This window comes from Lawsonibacter sp. (genome assembly GCF_022777125.1).
GTDB classification, from domain to species: Bacteria; Bacillota; Clostridia; order Oscillospirales; family Oscillospiraceae; genus Lawsonibacter_A; species Lawsonibacter_A hominis.
The window spans coordinates 1-25,313 of the sequence record NZ_JALFGV010000095.1 but is presented as its reverse complement, the minus strand read 5'-3'; the positions used below and the strand labels follow the sequence as shown (position 1 = coordinate 25,313).

Sequence of the window (25,313 nt, the reverse complement as noted above, 5' to 3'; positions counted from 1 at the left end):
GCTTACTCCTTGATATGGGCGATGGTCTTGGCCAGCTCCTTCTTGTGCTGGAGGTTGCCCTGGCGTGCGATCATGATGCGCTGGGCCTGGGGGGAGCCGGCGCCGTGCAGGCTTTCGGTGCGGTAGCCCACGGCGGCGGTGCCCAGGGTCAGGTTTTCGATGAGGCGGAGGATGCGCAGCCGGTTCTCGGTGGACACGCCGGAGACGCCCTTCAGGTATTTTTCCACATAGGCGCCCAGCTTCTCGTCCCGCAGGTCGGCCTCGGAGGGGGCGGTGACCATCAGGCCGCCGGCGATGTCCTCCGCCAGCCGGGCGATCTCGTAGGGGAAGCGGGTCACGTTCTGCTTGCACACGTTGGCCAGCAGCAGGTCGATGATGTAGTTGCCGCTGTCGGTGGGGTGGCCCTCGGCGGAGCAGGCGATGCCGCAGCAGTACAGGGTCTCGTTCAGGTGGGTCATCTCGATGAGCTTGTCCTTGATGTGGCTGGCCCTGGCCGCGCCGTTGTAGTCGGCCGCCACCGCCGCCGCGCCGATGAGCACGTCGCCCACGCCCACCTTGCACCCGCCGTAGCTCTGGCGGTGATACCCGGCGAAGCGCTCCACCATCATCCCGGCGAACTCCGTCTCCCCGTTGAGGAAGATGCGCTCGTTGGGCACGAACACGTCGTCGAAGATGGTCAGCGCCTCCACCCCGCCGAACTCCGCGTTGCCCACGTCCAGCTCGCTGCCCTCCCGCTTCCGGGTGTCGCAGCTCTGGCGGCCGATGATCATGAAGATGCCCGGCGTGTCCATGGGCACGGCGAAGCTCACTGCGTAGTCCTTGTCGTCGGGGCCCATGGAGATGGTGGGCATGATGATGATCTCATGGCTGTTCAGCGCGCCGGTCTGGTGGGCCTTGGCGCCCCGCACCACGATCCCGTCGGGCCGGCGCTCCACCACCCGCAAAAACAGGTCCGGGTCCGCCTGCTCGTGGGGGGCCTTGCTCCGGTCCCCCTTGGGGTCGGTCATGGCGCCGTCCACCGTCAGGTCGTTGTCCTGGCAGTAGATCATGAACTGCTTGAAGTTCTCGTGATAATGGTTGGCGTACTTCCGGTCGGTCTCATACGTGGTGGAGAACACGGCGTTGAACGCGTCCATGCCCACGCAGCGCTGGAAGCAGGCGGCCGTCTTCTGCCCCAGCAGGCGCTGCATCTTCACCTTCTTCACCAGGTCCCCGGCGGACTGGTGGATGTGGGTGAAGCGGTTGACCCGCCGGCCGGTGTAGGGGGAGACGGCGGTCATCAGGTCCTCGTACTCCGGCATCTGGGCCAGGTCGTAGGTCATGCGCACGCTGTTCAGCGAGGGCCGCAGAATGGGGTCGTCCACCGGGTCCTCCACCTTTTTCCCAAACAGATATACCTGCATCTTCCGCTTCCGGATGCTCTCAATGTACTCCTCGCCCGTCATCAGTGACATAATAAACGACTTCCTTTCCAATTTATCTTTTTTAGATGGATATGACCATATGGGAGATGGTAAAGACCAGCACGATGAACGCCGTCAGGAATCCGCCCAGCCAGACGCTGCCGCTCTTTCTGCAAAGCACACGGCTCATAACAGCGGAAATCGGCAGGATAAAGAGCAGTCCGAAGCACATGATGCCCGCCAGGGCGGTGGGGAAGGCCATGCCGATGGTGGACATCCACTCCGCGGAGGTCGTGCCGGGGATATACTGGATGCCCCGCACGCCGGTGGCGAAGAGCATGCCATAGTCGTAGGCAAACAGGACTGCCAGTCCGCCGCAGGAGACCGCCGCGATCAGCAGATAGCTCACCCAGGCGGGGGCATTGTTGATGCGGGTCAGGGAATTGTAAATCACCCCCGCCAGCAGGAAGAAGAGGATCCAAACCGGAAGGTATTTGAAAAACGCGATCCAGTGGGCGGCATCCATCGGCATAATGTTGAATTTGAAGAAGGCGAAGTGCGTGCCGGAACAGGCGGCGCAGAGGTAGACCACGGCGTACACCCCGCCGAAGGAGACTGCGGCCAGCAGCAGGGACTTGAGCACCTGCGCCGCCGGCAGCTTCAGGCCGGTGTTTTCCAGGCCGAAGCCCGCTCTCTTGGCGATGAGGAAAAACACCAGCAGGTACAGCGCCAGGAAAACGGCGCCCACCACGCAGTTAAAGAGCATCAGAGAGTTCATGGGCGCCATATTGAAGAAGGCGTTGGGCATAAACTTGGTCAAAAACTTGAACCACTGGGGCTGCATGTAATAGGGATATCCGATCAGCCAGTAGTACAGCAGCGGCGCCGGCAGCAGGAAGATCAGATACAGCGCGGCGTATTTCAGCGCGCCCTTCCCGCCGGTCACCGTGCTCATGGATGGGGCCTCCGGCCGGACGATGGTGGCAAAGAAGGGCAGGCGGAGCAGGGTGAGCGCCAGGGCCACGAACGCCGTCAGGGTGGCCGTCAGGCCGATCAGTCCGCAGGCCGCCCGGCCGTGCCACACCTGGTCGGCGGGGTCGATGGTGGCCTCCCCGCCCCGCAGGGTGATGTCGAAGAAGTCGATACCGTAGGAGATGGCGGTCTCGTCATAATAGGTATCGGAGTGAGTGCCGTCGAAGGAATAGGCGGCCCGGATGGGCTGCATGGTCACAGCGGCGGAGGCGGCGGCGGTCACGGCCTCCGCCCGGCTCAGGGGCGTGGCCGCGGCATCCCCGTACAGGAAGTAGGTGCCGGAGGGCACGTTGGACGCCCCGCCGGTGCCGCAGGCGAACTTAAAGCTGGTGGTATACCGGGCGGCGTCGTCCACCCCCCAGAGCAGGCCGGAGAACTCGTCGTAATCCCCCTCGATGGTACACATATTTACAGGTGCGGCATACAGGGGGAACACGCCGTTTTCAGCGTTGACCCCGTTGTACGTCAAGTCGTTGACGTTGCGCACATTATAGTTATAGCCGGTAAGCACCATGGAGCTGGGGAGCACGATGCCCGCGTCCATGGCGGCCAGATAGGCGGCGCCGGCCGCGGCCGTCTCGTCCTGACCGGCGGCAGCGGCCTCAGTCAGGGCCGCGGTATAGGCGGCCTGCCACTTGGCGTACGCAAGGTAGGCGCCCTCCTGGATGGCGGCGGTGCCCATGGAGTGGCCCAGCATACCGATCCTGGCCGCGTCCACATACTCCAGCTTGCCCAGCTCCTGAAGGGCGGAATAGCTGCCCAGGTCGGGCGCGTAATTTTCTACGTTGCCCATCTCCGCCTGGCGGTAGCCGTCGGGCGGGAGGGCGGACTCCCCGTGGCCATAGAGATCCAGCGCCATGACCACATAGCCCCGGCGGGAGAGTTCAATGGCGTTTGGCTCCATGGCGTCCAGGCTGGCGGTATAGCCGTGGCAGAGCAGCACGGCGGGCAGCTTGTTCTCCGCGCTGGCCTGGACCGGGATATAGAGCTTGGCGTGACTGAGTGCGCCCACATCGGTGGTAAAGGTGATCTCTTCGGTGCGCACCGCGCCGCCGCCGGTGGCGATGACGCCGCCCACGGCGGAGCTGATCAGCATCGCCAGCAGGGCGGCGATCAGCACGATCGCGCAGGCCCGCGGGCCCCGCTTGTGCGAAATGTTCTGTTCCATTCTTCTTCCTCCCCGCCCCCCCGGCGGACGCTCCGCCGGGGGGCTCGCTTTTCTTTCCGCAGCCGGTTACAGGCGGGACAGGAAATCCCGCACCTTGTGGTCGAAGCGGAAGGTTTCCAAAATCCCGGCCATATGGCCCAGGTCGCTGTCGATGGGGTAGCATTCCGCGTTCCCCCCCAGCCAGGTGATGCGCTGCGTCACCCAGTCCACAAACTGCCATGGGTGCAGCACGTCCAGCCGCGAGGGAATGGCCAGCACCTTTGCCTTGATCCGCGCCAGCGCCGCGTCAAGATCGCCGCCATAGGGTCTGGAAACGTCATAGTTCAGGCAGGTGCGGCAGGTATACAGCCAGTGGTTCAGGTCTACAAAGGGCACGGACAGCTCCACAATGGCATCCAGCTTGTCTTCAAAGGACGCCTGGCCCAGCACGCTCTCATAGCAGGCCCGGTCGGCGCTGACGTCACGCTTGTAGGTCCGTTCGTAGTAGCCCGCCTGGAAGGCGGCCACATTCATCATCTCCAGGCACAGCCGCAGGGTATCGGTGGGCTGTTCTTCCTGGTCATAGTAGTTTCCCCCCCGGAACTTCGGGTCGATCTTGGCCACCTTGATGGCGTACTGAAGGGGGTTAAAGCCGCCCCAAACGGGCAGTTTCGGCGTGCCGATGACCGGGATGATCGCATCCATCATGTCCGGGTAGGCCACCGCCCACTGCCAGGAGGTCATGGCGCCGAAGGACGGGCCCATGACCGCCTTCAGGTGGGTGATCCCCAATTGCTCCAGCAGGTGCTTTTGGGTATTTACCACGTCCAGCACCTCGGGCACGGGAAAATCCAGCGCGTAGGGCTTCCCGGTCTCCGGATTCACGGTCATGGGGCCGGTGGTAATGACGTTCGGATTCTTGGCGCCGCAGTTGCACAGATTGTCGGCGCAGACGACAAAGTATTTCTCGGTATCCACCGCCTTACCGGGGCCGATCAGCCCGTCCCAGAAGCCGGGCAGCGGGTCGCTCTCCTGGTATTTGCCGCAGCAATGGCTGCTGGCGGAGAAATAGTGGACCACCAGGATCGCGTTGTCCTTCGCCTCGTTCAGGGTCCCGTAGGTCTCATACCCCAGGCGGACCGGCAGCGTGCGGCCGCAGGTAAAGGAAAACGCGGGGATCTCAAAGGATTGTTTTACGCTCTTCAGGCTCACAGGAAGCCTCCTCCTTTCCAGCCGTGGGTTCAGATAATGCCGACGGAGATCATAAGGATGCACAATACCGTCAGCAGGATGGGCATCACCACGGTCAGGGGGAATACATGCTTGTAGGAATCCTTGGCGGTGACGCCGCAGACGGAGCACATCAGAATAAAGGTGGAGCAGTGGGGCAGCGTGTCCAGGCCGCAGCAGGCGATGGTCATCAGGCGATGGAATGCCTCGGGATTGATGCCCAGGTTGATGTAGTTGGGCAGCATGGTGTCAGCAAAGATCTGCAGGCCGCCCAAAGCGGTACCGGTGATGCCGGCTACCACGTTGACCGCCACGGACGCGGACACATAGGGGTTGAAGGCAGTGGTCAGGCCGTTGGCGAAATCCACAAAGTACTGGAAGCCGGGGGCCGCCTGCACCACGCCGGCGAAACCCATGACGCCGCCGGTCAGCAGCAGGGCGGAGGTGCAGGAGGACCACATTCCGGTGGTGAAGGTCTTGAGCACGCCGTGCTTCTTATGGGCGCCGAAGAAGACCTTGGGGTTGAGGACCACGCAGGCCACGATGGCGATGCACAGAGAGGTCAGGATGCTGTTGGTGGCGCTCATCACGTTCTTCAGCAGGATCATGACGAACACAACAATCAGCAGGGGGATGATAGAGGCCCAGAAGGGGGGCAAATTCTTTTCCTCGTCATCATCCAGCGCATCCGTGCCGGAGACCACGTAGCCCACGCCCAGGGCGGTCTGCCGTCTGGCCTGCCAAGTGACATAGATCCCGGCCAGGACGGTACCCACGATGCAGGCGATGATGCCCATTACAGGAGCCGAAAATGCGTCCACCCCCAAGCCGTACTCCGGACGGGCCAGCAATGCGTTGGTGCTGGTGGGGTTGCCGGGCAGGCACAGGCACAGGGTCACCGAAGCGCACAGCACAATGCCGGGCAGCAGGTTTTTCGTAATGTTGGCCTTGCGGAACAAGGGGGCGGCCACGGGGTAGACGGCAAAGACGATAACAAAAGCGGAAACGCCGCCCATGGCCATCAGCAGGGTGATGAGCAGCGCGCCCAGGGGAGCCCACTTCACGCCGAAAATCTTGAACAGCACCTTGGCCACACTCTCAGCCGCACCTGTGACCTTCAGGAACTCACCGTAAGCGGCCGCCAGGCCGAACAGCAGGAAATAGTTTCCGACAAAGTTTTTCAGTCCAGTAGCGTAGGCGCCGCTGAAGGTCTCCCAAAAGGGAAGCAGGTTGGTAACGACAACTACCAGTGACGCGATCAGAGATGCAATGAATGCATTGACGCCCTTGTAACTTAAAATGATCAGACACGCGATGGCCAGAAGCAGGCCGATAACACCAATTGCGCTCAAACGAATTTCCTCCATTTCTTTCTGTTGGACCATTCTCCGCGGTGAACCGTATTTGCGGCGTCTCAGGTAGATCAAATCTGCTCGTACAGTTGGCCAACTGTCCCTCGACGCAATAAATAGTTGCAAACGGTGTGCCAACTTCGGCCATTTCTTTCCCGTCTGCGTAAAACCGTTGCGGCACAGCCGTTTCTGAAGTTTTTGCAAAAAAGTCCGCCCCCCGCTTTTGTTGCAAAAATAAAACAAAAGCGGGGGGCTTGTTCCAAAATCATTTCTGATCCGGCCATTTGGGCGTTTGTTGCAAAAATGAATCGTGTTTTATTTTTGCAACAGCCGTTCCTGTGCGTACCGCTTCCGCTTTCGCACAAAAGTAGCCGGGTCCATGCCCAGACTGCGGGCCGCGTCCCGGACGTTTCCGAAGCGCTCGTAAGCCCGGTTGATAAACTGCAGCTCAAACTGTCCGGTGAGGGCCTTCAGGTCCACCGTGGGGCCGTCCTCCCCGCCGGGCAGGGGCGGCGTCCAAACACTGTGAAAGGGCAGGTCCTCGGCCCGGATCTGATCCGAGCCGCTCATGATGACCATACGCTCGATGATGTTTTTCAGCTCCCGCACGTTGCCCGGCCACGCATAGTTCAGCATGGCCTGACACGCGGAGGCGGTAAGCCGCTTGCGCAGGTTGTACTTTTTGTTGAGCTCCTCCAGAAAGCTCTCGGCAAAGGGGATGATGTCGTCCCGCCGTTCCCGCAGGGGCGGGATGGTGATGGGCACGACGTTGAGCCGGTAGAACAGGTCCTCCCGAAAGGTCTTGTCCCGCACCATCTGCCCCAGATCCCGATTGGTGGCGGCCACGACGCGCACGTCCACGCTCACCGCCTCGTTTCCGCCCACCCGGGTGACGGTGCGCTCCTGAAGCACCCGCAGCAGCTTTACCTGCATCTCCAGCGGCAGCTCCCCAATCTCGTCCAGGAAGAGCGTGCCCTTGTCCGCCACCTCGAACAGGCCCGGTTTACCGCCCCGGCTGGCCCCGGTAAAGGCCCCCTGCACATAGCCGAACAGCTCGCTTTCGATGAGGTTGGGCGCGATGGCGCCGCAGTTGACCGTGAGGAAGCGCCCCTCCCGGCGGGCGCTGTTCTTGAAGATGTATTTGGCAATCTTTTCCTTTCCCACGCCGGTCTCCCCCAGCAGGAGCACCGTGGTATCCAGCGCCGCCACCCGGTCCACCAGTTCCAGCACCTCCAGCATCCGCCGGTCGGCGGCGATCAGGTCCGCGGAGTCCAGCACCTGCTTGCGGGTGTATTCGATCTCGGAATAGTACTTTTCGTTCTGCTCGGCGCTCCGCCGGTACTTTTCCTGCAGATCGTAAAGCTCGGTGGTGTCCCGCACGTTGGTCACCACCATGACGATGTCCCCACTCTCGTCAAAAACCGGGGTGGAGGCAATGAGGGCGTGGCGGCCGTTGCGGAAGACCTGCTCCAGCGTGACCGGTTTTCGCTTGGAGATGGCGATGAGCGTGCCCGAGCGGTCGACGATCCCCTCCCGCTCCAGGTCCCACATGCTGCGCCCCAGCACTTCCTCCGCCCGCAGGCCGGTGATGGTCAGATAGGCCTGATTGACCCGGATGGTGACGGCCTGCCCGTCGGTAATGAAAATACCGTCGTACGAGCTTTCGATAATGGCGTCCAGGCGGTCGTAGGCCTCCTGGAGGCTCCCGAACATCCCGGCGGCCTGGTGGGGGTGATGCAGAAATGCGGGTTCCCGGTTCGGCATGGCGGCGCCCTCCCTTCTCAGATGGTTCCAGTATAATTTGCCCCGGAATGCCTGTCAAGCGCGGACAGCGCCGCCCCCGGTGCGGCATGCGTACCGGGGGCGGCCAAGTCTCTGCGCCTCAGCCGTGTCCCCGGGCCTCCAACGCCCGGGCAGTTCCCGCCAGCAGCCCACGGTACACAGCCAGTTGGTATAGCCGTGCTCCTCTCCCCGCGCCCCCGCCGGAAAGGGCGCGGGCCGAAAGCTCTCGAACCGGGCCAGCCAGGGCCCGTACCGGCGGACGATCTGCGGTGCGTGGGCCTTGTAGTACCACTCTTTGCAGGGTGCCAGCCAGTTATAGTCCAAATCGTGCAGCACAACGCGTTTGATCATAAGACCGCCTCGCCTTCCGCTCGCTGTATGCAGACCGCCCGCAAAATACGCAGTCCCTCCCCAGAACCGAAAAACGCGGTCCCGGCCGAGTGCCGGGACCGCGTTCGGATTTTTGGGGGAAGGCGCGCTTCCCCGGAGCGGCTTTTACTCCACAGCCTTGGGTGCGCTGCCGTCACACTGGAAGAAGTGGACATCGGCTGCCTTCTTGCCGTCTACCCACTGGAAGCTCCCCTGGACGCCTTCGAAGACGGGAGAGTTGTACAGCCAGTTGCCCAGCGCCTCGCGCTCCTCGGAGAGCTTGGCGGGGTCGCCGGTGAGCTCCAGTTCCTCGATGCCCTGCTTGATGGCCATCATGGCGTCATAGAAGCCGGGCACCGGGGGCGCGGTGGGGGTTTGTCCGTCGTTGGCCCGCTGATAGGCGGCCACCAGGGTCTGCCACTCCTCGCCGGAGTAGTCGGGGTTGAGCTTGTTCCAAATATAGGTGCCGTCGCAGTCGGAACCGGCCACATCGAAGTAGTTGGCGTCATAGCTGGCGAAGGTGGCACAGATGCGGCGGCCTTCGTCCACGCCGCGCTTGCGCAGCTCGGTCAGGACCTTGGCGGCCTCGTCGGCCCGCAGGTTCAGGTAGTAGCCGTCGGCCTTCAGGTTCAGGGCCTGGATGGCGGAGGCGGAGCAGTCCAGCTGGCCGGTCTGCACCTCCACCGTGCCCACCACTTCGATACCGGAATCGGGCAGCTGTGCAGTGAGCAGCTCCGTGGCGGCCGCCTGGGAGGCGTCGGTGGGGGTGTAGAAGATCACGATCTTCTTGATGTCGTCGTTTACGGCGGTCCACTCCTGCGCGGCGGCCAGGTCGCCCTCCTCGGAATCGGTCATGTAGCCCATGACGTAAGGGGCGTACAGGTCGCGGATATCCTGGAAGGAGTAGGCGGCGATGTTGGGCACGCCGCCGTCATAGGCCACCTGGCCGGCGGATTCGGCGCCGGGGGCGTCCATGGGGCCCAGCACCACCAGGGCGTTGTCCACCACGCTGGTCATCTGGGTGACGGCCTTGGAGGTATCAAAGGCCGTATCCAGCACCGTGACCTTCACCGGCACGCCGCGGATCCCGCCGTTCGCGTTGATGATCTCGGCGGCGTATTCGGCGGCCCAGCCGGCGGGCTTTCCCACATAGGCGATGGCGCCCGTGGCGGCGGTGAGCATGGGGATCTCCCACTCGGTGACGACGACGGCGTTGGCGTCGGCGGGGGCGTCGGTACCGGCCGCGGGGGCGGTAGCGGGCGGCGTGCTCTCACCCGCAGAGCCTCCGCTGCTGGAACAGCCGGCCAGCAGGCCGATCATCAGCGCTAGGGAAAGCAAGAGGGCGGACATGCGAAGCTTGTTCCGTTTCATGCAGTTTCTCTCCTTTTCGTGACGTTATCTTCAAAGGCGGAGCCTTCCGCCGTTTGAACGGATGGGGGTACTTCAGCTGCGTCCCGCCGGGACCCTTGCTTCTCCCCCGCGGGCAAAAAGGCGCTTGATCTTACCGGGCAGTTCCCGGGTGATGATGCCCTCGGGCCGGGCCATGAGGATGACCACCAGGATCACGCCGTAGATGATCTGGGTAAAGCTGTTGATGCTGGCGGGCACCCACTGGGGCAGGCCCCACAGCAGGGGCACCGAGACGAACACCCCCCATTGGGTATAGCGCCCGCCCACAAAGAGCATGGTCATGACGGACAAAAGCAGGGAAAAGCCGAAGGTCTCGGGATAGATGGTGCGCATGTTGAAGGCGTAGACGGCGCCGGACACCGCGCCGTAGATCGAGGAGATGGTCAGAGAGAAGACCGTCATCTTCTTCACGTTGATGCCCAGCGTGGTGGCCATATCGGCGTCGGTGCCGATGGCCTCCAGCGCCCGGCCCAGCTTGGAGTGGTTGAGCCGGTAGAGGAAGGCGCCCAGCAGGATCACCAGGATCACAGAATAGAGCAGCAGGTGCTCCACCTTGGGGATGCCCCGGATACCGCGGGTGCCGCCCAGAAAGTCCAGGTTGCGGATGACCGATTGGATGATGAAGATCAGAGCCATAGAGGCCACGGCAGTGACCACGCCCGAGGTGCGGGAGAAGCCAAGCGCGGGCAAAAAGCCCAGGATCGCGCCCACCACGGCGGCGCCCAGCACGCACAGGAAAAAGGGCCAGCCCAGCTCCTTGGCGGCAAAGGCGGCAAAGTAGCCTCCCACGGCCATGCAGTAGACGGTGCCGTTGTACAGCAGCCCCGCCCGGAAGGGCACCAGCGCCCCCCACACCAGGAGGATGAAGGCGCAGCAGAAAATCAGATACAGGGTCATGGATGTGGACAGCATACGTCTTCCCCCCTTAGTGCTGCTTGCCGAACAGGCCGTTCGGCTTCCAGATGATGACCAGCATGATGACGCCGTAGAACACGGCCTCGGTCCAGCGGCCGGGCAGGTAGGCCAGGGCCATGGCCTCCACCACGCCCATGAACAGGGCGGAGAGCAGTCCGCCCTTCAGGTTGCCCATACCGGCAAAGAGCATGAGGATAATGGCCTTGACGGCAAAAGTGTCGCCCAGGGCGGGGGACCCGGCGCCCAAGGTCATGATGCACAGGATGGCGATGATGCCCGCCAGCAGGCCTGCGATCCCGAAGCCCAGCACGCCGGTGCGGCCAAAGGGGATGCCCAGCATCCTGGCCACCCGCAGGTTCTGCGCCATAGCCCGGATGGCGCGGCCCTCCTTGGATTTGAAGAGGAACCACATCAGCGCCACCGCCACCACGGCGCAGCATACCAGGGTGACGATATTGGCTGCGGAGAAGCTGATCAGGCCGATATTGATGGTGTTCTGGCGGCCGGTCATGGCGTCGGGAAAGGCGAAATTGGCGCCGCCGTTGATGTACTTGGAGATAAATTCCGTAATGATGATGCCGATGCCCATGGCCAGGGTGACGGTCTCCAGGTCCGCCCCCCGCACGGACAGGGGCCGGAACAGCGGCTCGGTGGCAATGGTGAACACGATGGCCGAGACCAGCATCACCACGATGCACAGGGGGATGTTGTTTCCGGTATGGGTCAGGGTGAGCCAGCCCATGGCCATGGTGAGCACCACAATGTGGGAATAGCTGTGGTGTACGATGTTGCGCACCAGCACCAGCAGGTTCATACCCAGCACCAGCAGCGCGTAGATGCCCCCGGTGGCGAGGCCGACGATGATCTGTGCGATGAACGATTCCATGGATTCCCCGCCTCCTTTCTATTCTCCGCCCAGGTAGGCGCGCCTGACCTCGGGGTCGTCGGCCAGCTGCCGGGCGGGTCCTTCCATCACGGTCACGCCCAGGTCCAGCACATAGCCCCGGTCGGCATACTGCAGCGCCTTGCGGGCGTTCTGCTCGGAGAGCAGGATGGTCAGGCCCTGCCGTTTCATCTCCACCAGGAACCGGAAGATCTTGTCCACGTAGGCCGGCGAAAGGGCCAGGGAAGGCTCGTCCAGCAGCACCAGCCTGGGTTCCCCCATCAGCGCCCGGCTGATGGCCAGCATCTGCTGCTCGCCGCCGGAGAGGGTGCCCGCCTTCTGGGTCTTTCGATCATTCAGAATGGGGAAGTAGGAGAAGACCTTCTCCAGCATGGGGCCATAATCCCCTTTGTGGTGGTAGGCGCCCAGCTGGAGATTCTCCAGCACCGTCATATCGGCCAGCATGCCCCGGCCCTCGGGCACCACCGAGATGCCGGCGGCCACCACCTTCTCCGTCTTCCAGCGGGTGATATCCTGGCCCAGGAACGTGATCGTTCCGCTCTTTGCCCGCTGCAGGCCCAGGACGGCATTGATCAGGGTGGATTTCCCCGCGCCGTTCGCGCCGATCAGGGCCACGATCTCGCCCGGACGGACCTGCAGATCGATCTTCCTGACCGCGCAGATGGGTCCGTAACAGACCGACAGGCCCTCGACGTTCAACACATTAGTCTGTTCCAAGGTACGCTTCCACCACCTTTGGATGATTTTTGACCTCCTCGGGCAGGCCCTCGGCGATCTTCGCGCCGAATTCGATGGCCGTCACCACGTCGGAGGAGCGTGTGACCAGCTTCACGTCGTGGGCGATGAGGATGATGCTGGTACCCTGCTCCTTGATTTGACGGATCAGCGCTTCCAGCCGGGCCGACTCCTCGGCCCCCATGCCCGCGGTGGGTTCGTCCAGCAGCAGCAGCTTGGGGCCGGTGGCCAGGGCGCGGGCGATCTGCAGCAGGTGCTGGTCGGCCCAGGCCAGGTCCCGGGCCCAGCGTCCGGCCGAGCGCTCCAGGCCCACGAAGGCCAGCTGCTCCATCGCCCGCTCCCGCATCGCCCGCTCCTGCCGGGACGCCCGGAAGGGCGCATGCAGGAAGGTGTCCGCCGCTTCGGTCTTGGTCTTGGCAAAATAGCCGCACATCACGTTATCCAGTACGCTCATGCGCCCCATGACCTTGGGGATCTGGAAGGTGCGGCTGATGCCCAGGCGGGCGATCTCGTAGGCGGGCAGGCCGGTGATGTCCCTGCCGCCGAAAAAGATCTGTCCGTCGGTGGGCGGGAACACGCCGCTGATGACGTTGAATGTGGTGGTCTTGCCGGAGCCGTTGGGGCCGATGAGGCCATGGACGGTCCCTTGCGTTACGGTCAGGTCCAGTTCCTTGATGGCATGCACGCCGCCAAAGCGCTTGTTGACTTTACGCAGTTCCAGGATATCCAAGGCGTTCCCTCCTGTCTCTCTCGAATTTGGCTCCAGTATATCGGCGCTTTGTGATGGCCGCGTGAAAAAGGCGTAAAAAAGATGCACAATATTTCGTTGAAATATTGTGCATCCTGCTTATTCACAGGGCAGTGCAAACCAGAACCGGCTGCCCTCCCCCTCCCGGCTGTCCGCGCTGTAGCGGGCGTGATGGAGCTCCAGGATGGCTTTCACGATGGACAGGCCCACGCCTGTGCTGGCCGCATTCTTGTCAAAGCGGTTGATCTTATAGTAGCGCTCCCAAATCTCCCGGAGCTGCTCCGTCGAAATGCCGCCCCCGGTGTCGATGACCTCGAACAGGCCCTCCCCGGCCCAGCGGCTGACCCCCACGTACACCAGCTTATCTCCGCCGGTATAATTGAACGCGTTGCTGATGAGATTGAACGCGGCCCGCTCCAGCTGCTGCCGGTCCCCCCGCACGAGCACGTCCCGGTCCAGCGAGAGAAAGAGGCGGTAGCCCTCCCGCTCCCACAGATGCCGGAAGTCCCCCAGGGCCCGCTCCACGCTCTCCGCCAGGGGAAATACCTCCATATTCAGCTCCATGGTGCCCGACTGGAGCCGGGACAGGTCCAGCGTTTCGTTGACAAACCGGGTCAGCTTTTCCGTCTCCCGGACGATCACGTCCAGGTGGGCCTCCCGTTTCACCGGATCATCCCCGGAGATCTGCTGAACCATCTCGGCGTAGGCCCGGATCATGGTCAGGGGGGTACGCATGTCGTGGGAAACGTTGGCGATCAGATCCCGGCGCAGGGCCTCGGTATTGCTGAATTCCGTAGCCGCCGTGTCCAGAGCGTCGGAGAGGTGGTCCAGCTCCGTACAGGAACCCTTGGGAAAGTCCACCCCGTAATCCCCGCCGGCCAGCCGCAGGGCCCGCTGGGTGATCTGAGTGATGGGGCGGGACAGATTGGACGCCAGCAGAAAGGCCAGCACCGTCGCCACCACCAGTACCACCGCCGTGACCAGAAGAAACCGTGAGGAGAGCATGGAGAGCGCGGCGGATACCGGCACCATGTTCGTGCTGGTGAAAAGCACCTCCCGCAAGCCGTCCTGCAAAGCCACCACCTGGACCTGGACCAGCCACTCGCTGTCATGGACGGTGTCGGGGACCCGGTAAAAATAGTAGCCGTCGGTACCGTCCAGGCGTGCAAAGATACCATAATCCACCAGGCCCTCCTGGGGCGGAGGCGCATCGGCCCCGTCGTTGCCCAACGAGCGCAGCAGCACCCCGTCCTCCCGCAGGATCTGAATGAAAAAGCCGGACCGGGCCACCGAACGCAGGGAGTCCGCGAACCCCTCCCGCCCGTAGGTGGAGGAGATGATATTGCCCGCCTGCTTGAGCCGGTCGATCCGGTCGTTTTCGTAGGTGGTGCGGATGGTGGTGATCTGGACGACCCACATCAGCCCGCATACCAGCACCGCGAATCCCACCAGCGCCGCCCAGAGCCGGAAGCGGAAGGAATGCACGTCAAACCGCTTCAAATTTATACCCCGCTCCCCGCATGGTCACGATGAAGCCGCGGTAGGGCCCCAACGCGCTGCGGAGCATCTTGATGTGGGTATCCACCGTCCGGTCGTCTCCCAGAAAATCATTTCCCCACACCTTGCGCAGCAGCTGTTCCCGCGAGAGGACGATGCCCTTGTTCTGCACCAGGGTAAAGAGCAGATCATACTCCCGGGGCGTCATCGGCACCGCCCTGCCGTCCACCCGGACGCTGCGGCCCGCCGGATCCACCTCCAGCCCGCCGAAGGCCGCGGGCCGGACCGCGCCCCCGCCCTGCGCCCGGGCGGAGCGGGCGCAGATGGCGCCCAGGCGTGCCACCAGCTCCCGGGGGGAAAAGGGCTTGACCACATAATCGTCAATGCCCAGCTGAAAGCCCTTGAGCTTGTCGTACTCCTCGCCCCGGGCGGAGAGCATCAGCACCGGCACCGACGGATCGCCTCTTCGGATCTCCCGGCAGGCGGCAAAGCCGTCCATCACCGGCATCATGATATCCATCACGATGAAGTCAAATTTCTGCATCCGGCACAGGGAGACCGCCTCCGCCCCGTTGGCTGCCTCCGCCACCGTATGTCCGTCAAACTCCAGATACTCCCGGATCACATTGCGGATCCCCTCCTCGTCGTCCGCCACCAGTCCCCGCATCTCGCTTCCTCCCTCCGTACGCGTCTGTTTTCTTTAATCTTATGAGAACGTGCCGCCCCTGTCAAGAAAAACCGCCTCCCGTGCAGCTGGAAGCGGCCGTTCCAGGCCGCATATTGCCCCCGTTTTTTGTGCGTTTCAGCCAAAGAAAAACAGGCATTTTTGATCTGTTTGACAAATTTGTGCAGAGCGCTCAAAAAAGGGCTTGCCAACGGGAGCATTTCTTGCTACGATATAGAAAACGTTTGGTGTAAAACGTTTGCGTGAAAACGTTTTGTATCCAGACCAGACTTGACTAGGCCACACCGCAGATTGCGTTCGTCCCCGTCTGCGGCGGCGCCGGGAAGAGGGAGCCATGGGCAAAAAACCGAACATTTTAGTGGTGGGCAGCTTTGTGATGGACCTGATCGTCAGCACCCAGCGCCTGCCGGAGAATGGCGAGACCGTCCTGGGCACCGGCTTTCGCACCGCGCCGGGCGGCAAGGGCCTCAATCAGGCCGTCCAGGCCGCCCGGCTGGGCGCTCAGGTGGAGATGATGGGCTGCGTGGGCCGGGACGCCTACGGGGACACGATGCTGGCATGCGCCCGGGAGGCGGGCGTGGACGTGTCCCATGTAAAACGCACCGACCAGGCGCCTTCTGCCATCGGCAATGTGCAGCTGTTCCAGCGGAGCGACGGCAGCACCCAAAACCGCATCGTGGTGGTCCCCGGGGCCAACCTGCTGCTGACGCAGGCGGACGTGGCCTTCCTCCGGGAGAAAATCGGCGGCTTTGACATGGTCATGCTGCAGCTGGAGATCCCCCTGCCGGTCAATATCGCCGTCGCCCGGTATGCCCGTGCCGCCGGGGTGCCGGTGATGCTCAATCCGGCCCCCGCGGCGCCCCTGCCCGCCGACTTGCTTTCCGCCGTGACCTATCTCTCCCCCAACGAGAACGAGGCGGAACTGCTCAGCGGCGTGCCCCTGCACCGTACCGAGCACGGCATCGACCTCAAGCGGGTGGAACATGCGGCGGCGGTCCTGCGGGACAAGGGCGCGGCGCATGTGATCGTCACCCTGGGGGACGTGGGCTCAGCCTATCTGGGAAAGGAATTTCTCCACTGCCCCAGTGTGTCCGGTATCCAGGCCATAGACCCCACGGCGGCCGGCGATTCTTACATCGGGGCCCTTTCGGTGGCCCTGGCCGGCGGCGAGCCGGTGGACGAGGCCATGCGCCGGGCTACCCACACCGCAGCCATCACGGTCTCCCGCATGGGGGCGCTTCCCTCGCTGCCCACCCTGGCGGAAGTGGAAGTCTCGCTGGCCCGGCGCAGCGTCTCCTAACTTCAAGTCCGTCCTACGGAGGTGTTTGTTATGGAATCCCTGACCCAATTTCAGCAGATCGTGGGGGAGAACGTCGCTCAGTTCGTCCAGGAACTGGATGAGGACTACCTCGCCCCCGCCCTGTCCCTTTTGATCGCGGCCAACGACCGAGGCAACCGAATCCACATCACCGGCATCGGGAAGCCCTCCCACGTGGCCCAATACGGCGCTTCCCTCATGTCCTCCATCGCCGTGCCCACCTATTTCCTGGACGGCACCGAGGCGGTCCACGGCTCCTGCGGACAGCTGCGGGCGGGCGATGCGGTCATCTGCATCTCCAACAGCGGCGAGACCATGGAGATGCGCGCCACCGTCACAGCCATTGCCAACAACGGCTGCAAGGTCATCGGCATCAGCCGCAGTCCGGATTCCTGGCTGGCACGGCACGCGGACGTGCACCTGACGGTCCGTGTGGATCAGGAGGGCGGTCCCATGAATCGCGCCCCCATCAGCTCGGTCTTGCTGGAAAACATCGTATTGCAGGCCCTCAGCGTACGCCTGCAGGCCCACTATGGTCTGACGCCTCAGGAGTACGTCCGTCACCACCCCGGCGGCACGCTGGGCAGGCTGCGGCCGGAAGAACAGGAGGCGGGCCATGGTTAGTACCCGATGCATCCATCCCGGCATCCTGTCCGCCCTGGCCCACGGCGGACACGGAGACAAAATCCTCCTTGCCGACGGGAACTTTCCGCTGTCCACCCGGGCGGGAAGTGCGGAAAAAATTTATCTGGGCCTGGAACGGGACCTGCCCACGGTGTCCCAGGTCCTCGCGGCCCTGAACAGCGTGGCGGTATTTGAGCGGGCGGAGGTCATGCTGCCGGAACACGGCGAGGAACCCGAATGCTTCGGTGAATTCCGTTCCCTGCTGGGCGGAATGGCGCTCTCCCCGCTGGGCCGCTACGAATTCTACGACGCCTGCTGTGAACCGGGCGTGATCCTGGCCATCTCCACCGGCGAGAGCCGGACTTACGGCAATCTGCTTTTGACCATCGGCGTGTGCTGACGCCCGTTCAAATGCATCCGCCGCGGATGTCCAAGCCGTTTAGGAACGCATAAGGGGGAAATGATTATGCCTGGAAGCAGCCGAGAAGTACGGCTTACCCGAAAAAGTTCGGACGTCGGTGTCGCCACCGCTTTTTTAGCGCCGGCAATCCTTATGATCGTGCTGGTTACGATCATCCCCATCTGTATGGCGATCCGAACCAGCTTTCATGCGACAAATTACGCCGAGGTCGGTGCGTTTGTCGGACTGGATAACTTTATTGCCGTCTTTACCGGAAACGGCCTGAAAAACATCCTCAATTCCATTCGATATGTCCTGCTGTCTCTGGTGGTCGTCATCCCTCTGGGTGTGGCGATCGGGTCTCTGCTGAACCGCAAAATCCGGGGCAATACGCTCCTGCGTACCCTGATCATTATCCCCTGGGTCCTGTCCCAGACGGTGACGGCGCTCTTGTGGCGGTGGATTCTCAATGGCAATTACGGACCGATCGCGTATCTGGTTTATGGGCTGACCGGGCGGAAGGTAGACTTTTTTAGTTCGGCGGGCAGCGCAAATGTCATGCTGGTCTTTGCTAACGCCTGGAATACGGTTCCGGTGGTAATTATCCTGACCATTGCAGCACTGCAGACCATCCCGGGCGATGTGATGGAGGCCGGGCAGATGGATGGCGCCACCCGCTGGCAGATCTATACCCGTATCACCCTCCCATTGATCCGCCCCACCATCATCACCGCGGTCGTCATGCAGAGTATGGAGTACTTTAATATGGTCACGCTGATTTACACCCTCACTGCGGGCGGCCCCTTCGATTCCACACAGACGCTCAGTCTGGCGGCTTATCAAAATGCCTTCAACTACTGGCACATGGATATCGCCTCGGCTTACGGCGTGATCATCTTCCTGCTGAATATCGTGTTCAGTCTGGTCTACGTGAAGCTGCTGAACACCAACCGAGAATGAGGTGCGTGCGATGAAAAAATCGAAGCTGGGCCGTACCCCCGGTCTGGACGCGCTGACCTATGTGGTATTGATCGCCGCCGCGCTGGTGGCGCTTTTCCCGGTGCTGTGGGGCCTGTTTACCGCCCTGAAGTCCCCTGCGGAAGTCAACTCCTTCCCCCCCACCCTGCTGCCCAACGAATTTACTCTGGAAAATTTTTCATCCGTCCTCTTTCGTTCCGGCTTCCCCCGCTATCTGCTTAACTCCGTAATCGTTACTGCCATCTGTATCGTAGTGGCCACCATTGTGGCCTCCCACGCCGCCTATGCCGTAACCAACTTCCGTATCCGCTTCCGTAACCAGATCATGTTTCTCATTTTAATGACCAGCATGATTCCCCCTGTGGTAATGCTGGTACCTCTGTATATGCTCTCCGTCAAAATCGGCCTCTACGACACCCACTTCCTGCTGATTCTGATCTATACCGCCTGGCGCATCCCGGTGCTGACCTGGATCCTGCGCGGCTTTTTCGAAAAGCTCCCCAAAGAGATCATCGAGGCAGGCACACTCGACGGCTGCTCCAAGCCTATGATCTTCTATCGCCTGATCCTGCCCATTTCCAAGCCCGGCATTGTGGCTGCGGCGCTTTTGTCCGCGGTATATGTCTGGAATGACTTTTTGGTCTCCTCCACCTTTACCAGCAAAGACAGCTTGCGTATGCTGTCCGTGGGTCTTTACAACTATATCTCCCAATATGGCATCCAGTGGGGCAATCTGATGGCGGCCGTGATGATCTCCATCGTCCCCATGGTGATCCTCTTCATCCTGCTGCAGCGGCACTTTGTGGAGGGTATGGCGGCAGGCGCGGTCAAGGGATGACCTGTTTTGTGGAAAACGGCTGGAACGCCGAGGATATATCATGAAATGTAAGGAGGAAATTCACATGAAAAAGCTCAAAAGGACCCTGACCCTTTTGCTGGCGGCAGCGATGGTACTGGCCCTGGCCGCCTGCTCCAACTCCAGCGGCGGTACTCCCGCTACCACCGCACCCGAAAGCAGCACGCCCGAGACTACGGTGCCGGAGCAGCCCCAAGGCGGCATCGACATGACCTTCTCCATCTTCTTGGACCCCAATTCCACCGATGATCCCCGCTGCGTAGTGCTTAAGGAGATCGTGGATGAGTACAACGCCACCAATCAGTACGGCAACACTGTGACGGTACAGAGCATCCATTGGAGTCAGTATGAGTCTCAGGTAATCCAGGCCACCGCCGCAGGCAATGGGCCCGACATTGTCAATGCCTTCTCCGATCAGCTCATGCAGCATATCGATGCCGGGACCATTCAGCCCATGACCCAGTTTGCCACATCGTTTATCGAAGAGAATCCCGACTATATCCATACCGTAGAAAAACTGACCCAGGCTGACGGCGAGATCTACTCTCTTCCCTGGGAAAGCCGCGTCACAGTGATGTGGTACCGCAACGACATCTACGACGAGCCCCCCGCTTCCTGGGACGACCTGCTGGCCACCGCCTCCAACAGCGACGGTATGAACCTGGGCTTTGCCCTGGGCCTGAGCGAGGGCAGCAACGGAACCGGCCTGATGGAGACCTTCGTGCCCTGGATCCGCGCCGCTGGAGGAGATATTTTTGACGCGGAAGGAAAGGCCATCTTCAACAGCGACGCCGGCGTGCAGGTAGTGGAGTACATCAAGTCCCTGGTGGATGCCGGGTGCATGGATTCCTCCGTGCTGAACATGACCTATGACGATATTGTGGACGGCTTCAAGGCCGGGAGCCTCTATGCCGTCAACGCCGGCACTCAGCGTGCCGCCACGATCAAGTCCTCCAGCCTGGCACAGAGCTATTCCTCCGCCCCCATCCCCGGCATCAACGACGGAGAAGTCGCCCCCGCCTTTGTGGCCGGCCAGACCTTGGCCATCGGCAGCCAGGCACAGGACCCCGCTATGGCTTGGGACTTTATTCAGTATTTCTATTCCGTGGAAAATCAGAAGAAGTGGATCAGCGCCAACTGCATGCCCATCCGCACTGCCGTCTACGAGGACGCCGACGTTCAGGCAATGGATACCTACGACGAGATGGTTATGTGGAGCGAGTATGCCAAGACCGGCACCATGACCTTCTATCCGGCTGATTATACCGAACTGGAGGTCAAGATCTGCCAGGCGGTTCAGCGTGTGGTCTTCCAGGGTGCTGACGCGCAAAGCGAATTGGATCAGGTCGCCGAGTGGTATAACACCAAATAAAAACGCTGCAGGCGCATGAACGCGCAGGCACGGCACCGCCGTGCCTGCGCGAAATAAAACAGGATATGGTGTAAACGCATGAAACGCTACTACGATGTAATTGTTGTCGGCGGAGGTCCCGCAGGCATTATGTCTGCCATGGCCAGCGGCAAGCTGGGCGCCTCCACACTGCTGGTAGAAAAAAATGGGTTCCTGGGCGGGGCAGCCACAGCTGCGGTACTGGGCCCCATCTCTCCTTTTCACTATAAAGACGAGCAGGTCATCGACGGCCTGCCCCAAGATTTTATGGACCGCATGGTGCGTGCAAAGGGCAGTACCGGACATATGAAGACCATCGATCCGTACGGAAGCGGCGATTCCCTCGGCTTCTACGACCGGGAAAAATATAAATATGTAGCCGCCGAAATGCTGGTGGAATTCGGTGTGGATATTCTCTATCACGCCACGCTGAGTTCCGTGCAGATGGAGAGCAGCCGGGTGACCGGCATCACGGTTGCCGCAAAGTCGGGCGATCTGCTGCCGCTTCACGCCCACGTAGTGGTGGACGCCACCGGCGACGGCGACGTGGCGGTGATGGCAGGGGAGAATTATGTGCTCGGCGATGCGGTGAACCACAAGATGTCTCCCTCCTCCTCCATGTTCGAGATGGCCAATGTGGACACCGGGCGGGTCTATCAGTATATTCTGGACCACCCGGACGACTTTGAGTTTAAATCCGATATCGTACCCATGCGGGAATTTGACGAACGGCTCAGGCAGAAGTATTTTGTCGGCCAGGGCTTTAAACAGCTGGTACGCCAGGCCGTGGAGAAGGGCGAGCTTTCCTTCGGCCGCGATTCGGTCATCGTTCTCAACGGCATCCACCCCAACACCATGCATTTCAACGCCACCCGTATCTGCGGCAAAAACGCCACCGATGTGGTGGAACGCTCGGAGAGCGAGCTGGACGGGCGCCGGCAGATCGAATCGGTCTCTGAGTTTATGATCCAATATGTGCCCGGCTTTGAACACGCATTTGTCAGCGTCACTGGTTCTGAGGTCGGCGTACGCGAGACGCGCCATATTGAGGGTCTGTATACCCTCACAGGGCAGGACGCCTACGAGGGACGCAAGTTTGAGGACTCCGTTTCCAGAGGCTATTTCCCCATTGATCTGCACAACCCGGACGGTGCCACCGGCTATGGCAACGGCGGCGTTTGGATGGTGCTCAAGGACACGTTCGATATTCCCTACCGCAGCCTAGTCCCCAAGCACATCGACGGGCTTCTGCTTTCTGGCCGCTGTATCTCCGGTACCAGCGAGGCCCATGGCTCCTACCGCACCCAAGGCGGCATTATGGGGATCGGACAGGCTGCCGGCGCCGCCGCTGCGGTCTGTGTACGCAACCAGGCGCAACCCAGGCAGCAGGATGTCAAAGAGATCCAGGCAGCGCTGGACCAGCTGGGCGGCCTCTACCGCAGAGATGAAGCGCGCGCCCGAAAGGAAAAGGCGCGTGCCCGCGCCATCACACAGGCCTACATCAAAAGCCAGAACGGGCGGCTGATTACGGACAAAGCGATTCTGGCCTCCTACGAAGATTGACCCGAATCCAGTCTCCGGGGCTCTGCCCCGGAGACTCTATCAATCACAGAAGGTGACAACTATGAAAACGGGTCCCAACTGCAAACTCCACGGCATTATCCCCGCCATCGTCACACCCCTGCGTCCCAACGGCGACGTAGATGAAGCGCTGCTGCGCAAACAGACCGAATATTTGGTCTCCTCCGGCGTAAACGGCTTGTTTGTCTGCGGCGGGACCGGAGAAGGCGCTTATCTCACCACCGCCGAAAAGAAGCGGGTCTTCGAGGTCATCCAGGAGACCGCCGCCGGGCGGGTATTCCTCTGCCTGGCCGTTATCAACTCCAACACCCGCGCCACCCTGGCCGAGCTGGAGGCGCTCTCCATCTGCAAGCCGGACTTCTTCGTCTCCACACCGCCCTACTACCATGCCATGACCCAGCAGGACATCCTATCCCACTACGCGGCTGTCACCGCTGCTTCCACCGCCCCGGTCATCCTTTACAACATTCCATCCACTACCCACAACACGATCGAGCTGGACACGGTATACGCGCTCTCCAAACTGCCCAACGTGGCCGGTATCAAGGACTCCTCCGGGAATTTTGTTCCGTTTTCCCGTGGACTCTTCGGCCCCCGCTCGGACCAATTTGCCTGGATTCAAGGCGAGGATTATCTCTGCGGCTCCGCCCTGCTGTGCGGCGGAGACGGTATGGTTTCAGGCTTGTCCAACGCCCGGGTGGAGCCCTATGTGGAGATGTACCGGGCCTATGAGCAGGGGGACACTGACAAGATCATAGAATGCCAGCGGCGCATCAACTTCCTTTACCGGGTTATCCACAGCTGCGGCAACGGCAACGCCGCCATCAAAGCGGTAACCGAGCTGGCCGGCCGCGGGGCACGCTATATGCGGCAGGGCAGTATGAATCTGACCGATGAGCAGGTCGCCGTCATCGCGCAGATCATGGCGGAATACGAGGCGCTGTAGCGCGCTTCCCGCCTCCACAGGAGCGGCAAAGGGGTTGACATTGCTTAAATTTGCGGTAAGATTACATAGAAGCCAGGTTTAAGGCCTGTGTTTGTAAGGTTTTCAAGGTAATGGAGTAGGGTTATGTCAATCAAGACCATTGCAGAAATGACAGGATTGTCCATCACAACGGTATCCCACGCGCTCAATGGCACACGGCCGGTCTCACAGCGCAGCATGGAGCTGATCAATGAGGCGGCCGCTCAGATCAATTACCGGCCCAACCTTGCCGCCCAGATGATGAAGACCCACCGGTCCCGTACCGTAGCGATCATCATTCCCGCCACTGAGCAGAACAACTCTACCAACTGTTTTTTCTTTGATGTGCTCAACGGCGCCAAATCCCGCCTGCAGGAATCCGGCTATGAGCTGATCGTCTCCACCTATCCGGAGTCCCGCCCCCAGGATTTCTTCAGCGGAATGTCCATCCTCCACCGGCGCTGGATCGACGGCATCCTGCTGGTGCCGCCCACCCTGCGTTATGAGGACATTGCCCGGATCGAGGATTGCGGCGTTCCCGTGGTGCTGGTGGACCGCTGGGTGAAGGGGGGCAAGCTGCCCCTGGTCTGTTCCAATAATCGTGAAGTAACGGTAGAGGCCATGAAGGTCCTCTACCAGGCCGGACGGCGTCGGATCGCGTTCATTGGGGCGGATTTTCCCAACTCCACCGCCGTGGAACGCTACCAGGGCTATCTGGATGTGCTGGAGGAATTGGGCCTGCCCCGGGACGAATTGCTGATCTGCCGGATGGACGCCTACAGCATGTCCTGCGGCATGGAAGCCGCACGGCGGGTGCTGGGGGCGGGCGCGGACGCCATCTTTGCCGCCAACAGCATGCTGTGCCTGGGCACCGTCAAAGAGCTTCAGGAGCAGGGGATCCATGTCCCGGAACAGGTCGCGGTCATCGGCTTTGACAATTATGAGTGGACGGAGATCACCAATCCGCCCCTGACCGCCGTGACCCAGAACGCCAGTCTGATGGGCCGCACCGCCAGCGAACTGCTGCTGCAGCTGCTGGACGGCAAACAGCCGGAGCAGCGTGTGGTGCGCATCCCCGCCGCCCTGACCATCCGCCAGTCCCACGGTCTGTGATTTTCCGTTTTCCGTACAATAAAACAGAAGCCCGCCGCCTTCTTAAGGCGGCGGGCTTCTGCGCATATGTGCGCACTGCGTACGGTTTCCGCATCAGCGCTGGGGACAGCCGGCCCGCCGGTCTGCGCAGCAGAGCAGCAGCACGCCGAGGGCGGCGATGCCGGCCAGGGAGATGGCAGACCAAGCCTGACGATAAGAAGGGGCGGGCAGATAGCAGCCGAACAGGTTTGGTCCGATCCTGCGTCCAAAGCCTCCGGCCACTTCATAAAGGGACTGAAACCGGGCCGCATTGAGCCATTTCAGGCCCTCCAGCGTATGATCCATGGCGCCGTCCCGCTTTCTGTCCCCATCTGCGGACCGCTCCCGCTCAGATGCGGGCCACGCCGCTGTCGCGGGCGGCCTGGGCTACGGCGGCGGCCACCGTCCTGCCCACCCGGGGGTCGAAGGCGGCGGGGATGATGTAATCGGCGTTGCGCTCTTCATCCGAAATGAGGCCCGCCAGCGCCTCGGCCGCCGCGATCTTCATGGCGTCGTTGATGTCGCTGGCCCGCACGTCGAACGCGCCCCGGAAGATGCCTGGGAACGCCAGCACGTTGTTGATCTGGTTGGGGAAGTCGCTGCGCCCCGTGGCCACCACCTTCGCCCCGCCTGCCTTGGCCTCGTCGGGGAAGATCTCCGGCGTGGGGTTGGCGCAGGCAAACAGGATCGCGTCCCGGTTCATGGTCTGCACCATCTCCGCCGTCACCGCGCCGGGCGCCGACACGCCGATGAACACGTCGGCCCCCGCCAGCACCTCCGCCAGGCTGCCCGCCCGCTTCTGCAGGTTGGTCACCCGGGCCATTTCCTCCTTGACGGCGTTCATCCCCTTCTCCCGGCCCGC

24 protein-coding genes are annotated in these 25,313 nt (G+C 61.9%); 9 read left to right on the top strand and 15 right to left on the bottom strand.

Annotation, left to right across the window (positions count from 1 at the left end):
• Positions 1-2: 2 nt before the first annotated feature.
• The 13 genes from MR825_RS08280 to MR825_RS08220 form a co-directional block, all read right to left on the bottom strand.
• Positions 3-1,454, bottom strand: a complete 1,452-nt coding sequence (locus MR825_RS08280; RefSeq protein WP_287880102.1) for a 4-hydroxyphenylacetate 3-hydroxylase family protein — start codon at positions 1,452-1,454, stop codon at positions 3-5.
• Between the two features lie 31 nt (positions 1,455-1,485).
• Positions 1,486-3,603 carry an alpha/beta hydrolase gene (locus tag MR825_RS08275; RefSeq protein WP_287880099.1) on the bottom strand — a complete coding sequence of 706 codons (2,118 nt, stop codon included), beginning with the start codon at positions 3,601-3,603 and terminating at the stop codon, positions 1,486-1,488.
• 66 nt (positions 3,604-3,669) lie between these two features.
• Positions 3,670-4,794 (bottom strand): homoserine O-acetyltransferase family protein, encoded by a 1,125-nt coding sequence (locus MR825_RS08270; RefSeq protein ID WP_287880097.1) that lies wholly within the window; start codon positions 4,792-4,794, stop codon positions 3,670-3,672.
• A gap of 29 nt (positions 4,795-4,823) precedes the next feature.
• Complete coding sequence (locus MR825_RS08265) at positions 4,824-6,164, bottom strand: GntP family permease (RefSeq protein ID WP_186906962.1); 1,341 nt, start codon at positions 6,162-6,164, stop codon at positions 4,824-4,826.
• Between the two features lie 315 nt (positions 6,165-6,479).
• Positions 6,480-7,928: a sigma-54 interaction domain-containing protein gene (locus MR825_RS08260; protein ID WP_186906963.1), complete on the bottom strand. Its 1,449-nt coding sequence runs from the start codon at positions 7,926-7,928 to the stop codon at positions 6,480-6,482.
• 54 nt (positions 7,929-7,982) lie between these two features.
• Positions 7,983-8,297, bottom strand: coding sequence for a hypothetical protein (locus MR825_RS08255; RefSeq protein WP_186906964.1), 315 nt, complete (start codon positions 8,295-8,297; stop codon positions 7,983-7,985).
• Positions 8,298-8,441: 144 nt separating this feature from the next.
• A complete protein-coding gene (locus MR825_RS08250) occupies positions 8,442-9,686 on the bottom strand; it encodes an ABC transporter substrate-binding protein (RefSeq protein ID WP_287880094.1) in 1,245 nt (414 codons plus the stop codon).
• 72 nt (positions 9,687-9,758) lie between these two features.
• Complete coding sequence (locus MR825_RS08245) at positions 9,759-10,637, bottom strand: branched-chain amino acid ABC transporter permease (RefSeq protein ID WP_186906966.1); 879 nt, start codon at positions 10,635-10,637, stop codon at positions 9,759-9,761.
• A 13-nt stretch (positions 10,638-10,650) separates the two neighbouring features.
• On the bottom strand, positions 10,651-11,526 hold the full coding sequence (locus MR825_RS08240) for a branched-chain amino acid ABC transporter permease (RefSeq protein WP_186906967.1): 876 nt from the start codon (positions 11,524-11,526) through the stop codon (positions 10,651-10,653).
• Positions 11,527-11,544: 18 nt separating this feature from the next.
• A complete protein-coding gene (locus MR825_RS08235; protein WP_186907009.1) occupies positions 11,545-12,246 on the bottom strand; it encodes an ABC transporter ATP-binding protein in 702 nt (233 codons plus the stop codon).
• Position 12,247: 1 nt separating this feature from the next.
• Entirely contained in the window at positions 12,248-13,009 is a 762-nt protein-coding gene (locus tag MR825_RS08230) for an ABC transporter ATP-binding protein (protein WP_207723701.1), read from the bottom strand.
• 117 nt (positions 13,010-13,126) lie between these two features.
• Entirely contained in the window at positions 13,127-14,527 is a 1,401-nt protein-coding gene (locus MR825_RS08225) for a sensor histidine kinase (protein ID WP_287880091.1), read from the bottom strand.
• Positions 14,514-15,191: a response regulator transcription factor gene (locus tag MR825_RS08220; RefSeq protein ID WP_287880088.1), complete on the bottom strand. Its 678-nt coding sequence runs from the start codon at positions 15,189-15,191 to the stop codon at positions 14,514-14,516. The genes MR825_RS08225 and MR825_RS08220 overlap by 14 nt, the downstream gene beginning before the upstream one ends.
• 352 nt (positions 15,192-15,543) lie before the next feature.
• Here MR825_RS08220 and rbsK point away from each other — a divergent pair, with 352 nt between their 5' ends.
• The 9 genes from rbsK (at position 15,544) to MR825_RS08175 (ending at position 24,433) form a co-directional block, all read left to right on the top strand.
• Entirely contained in the window at positions 15,544-16,509 is a 966-nt protein-coding gene (gene rbsK / locus MR825_RS08215; RefSeq protein WP_186906970.1) for a ribokinase, read from the top strand.
• 30 nt (positions 16,510-16,539) lie between these two features.
• Positions 16,540-17,151 carry an SIS domain-containing protein gene (locus tag MR825_RS08210; RefSeq protein WP_256176248.1) on the top strand — a complete coding sequence of 204 codons (612 nt, stop codon included), beginning with the start codon at positions 16,540-16,542 and terminating at the stop codon, positions 17,149-17,151.
• Entirely contained in the window at positions 17,144-17,551 is a 408-nt protein-coding gene (locus MR825_RS08205; RefSeq protein WP_287880083.1) for an RbsD/FucU domain-containing protein, read from the top strand. Before MR825_RS08210 ends, MR825_RS08205 begins: the two co-directional genes overlap by 8 nt.
• A 153-nt stretch (positions 17,552-17,704) precedes the next feature.
• A complete protein-coding gene (locus MR825_RS08200; protein WP_243204690.1) occupies positions 17,705-18,511 on the top strand; it encodes a carbohydrate ABC transporter permease in 807 nt (268 codons plus the stop codon).
• 10 nt (positions 18,512-18,521) lie between these two features.
• Positions 18,522-19,367 carry a carbohydrate ABC transporter permease gene (locus MR825_RS08195; RefSeq protein ID WP_186906974.1) on the top strand — a complete coding sequence of 282 codons (846 nt, stop codon included), beginning with the start codon at positions 18,522-18,524 and terminating at the stop codon, positions 19,365-19,367.
• 64 nt (positions 19,368-19,431) lie between these two features.
• The gene (locus MR825_RS08190; RefSeq protein WP_243204691.1) at positions 19,432-20,757 is read left to right on the top strand and encodes an ABC transporter substrate-binding protein; all 1,326 of its coding nucleotides are present in this window, start codon (positions 19,432-19,434) and stop codon (positions 20,755-20,757) included.
• Positions 20,758-20,835: 78 nt separating this feature from the next.
• Positions 20,836-22,338, top strand: coding sequence for an FAD-dependent oxidoreductase (locus MR825_RS08185; protein ID WP_186906975.1), 1,503 nt, complete (start codon positions 20,836-20,838; stop codon positions 22,336-22,338).
• Positions 22,339-22,399: 61 nt separating this feature from the next.
• Positions 22,400-23,302 carry a dihydrodipicolinate synthase family protein gene (locus tag MR825_RS08180; RefSeq protein ID WP_287880078.1) on the top strand — a complete coding sequence of 301 codons (903 nt, stop codon included), beginning with the start codon at positions 22,400-22,402 and terminating at the stop codon, positions 23,300-23,302.
• A gap of 123 nt (positions 23,303-23,425) precedes the next feature.
• A complete protein-coding gene (locus MR825_RS08175; protein WP_186906977.1) occupies positions 23,426-24,433 on the top strand; it encodes a LacI family DNA-binding transcriptional regulator in 1,008 nt (335 codons plus the stop codon).
• Between the two features lie 93 nt (positions 24,434-24,526).
• Here the strand turns inward: MR825_RS08175 and MR825_RS08170 are convergent, their stop codons facing one another.
• Positions 24,527-24,757 (bottom strand): hypothetical protein, encoded by a 231-nt coding sequence (locus MR825_RS08170; protein WP_186906978.1) that lies wholly within the window; start codon positions 24,755-24,757, stop codon positions 24,527-24,529.
• A gap of 43 nt (positions 24,758-24,800) precedes the next feature.
• On the bottom strand, positions 24,801-25,313 hold a 513-nt coding region (locus MR825_RS08165; protein ID WP_287880074.1), incomplete at its 5' end, for a malic enzyme-like NAD(P)-binding protein.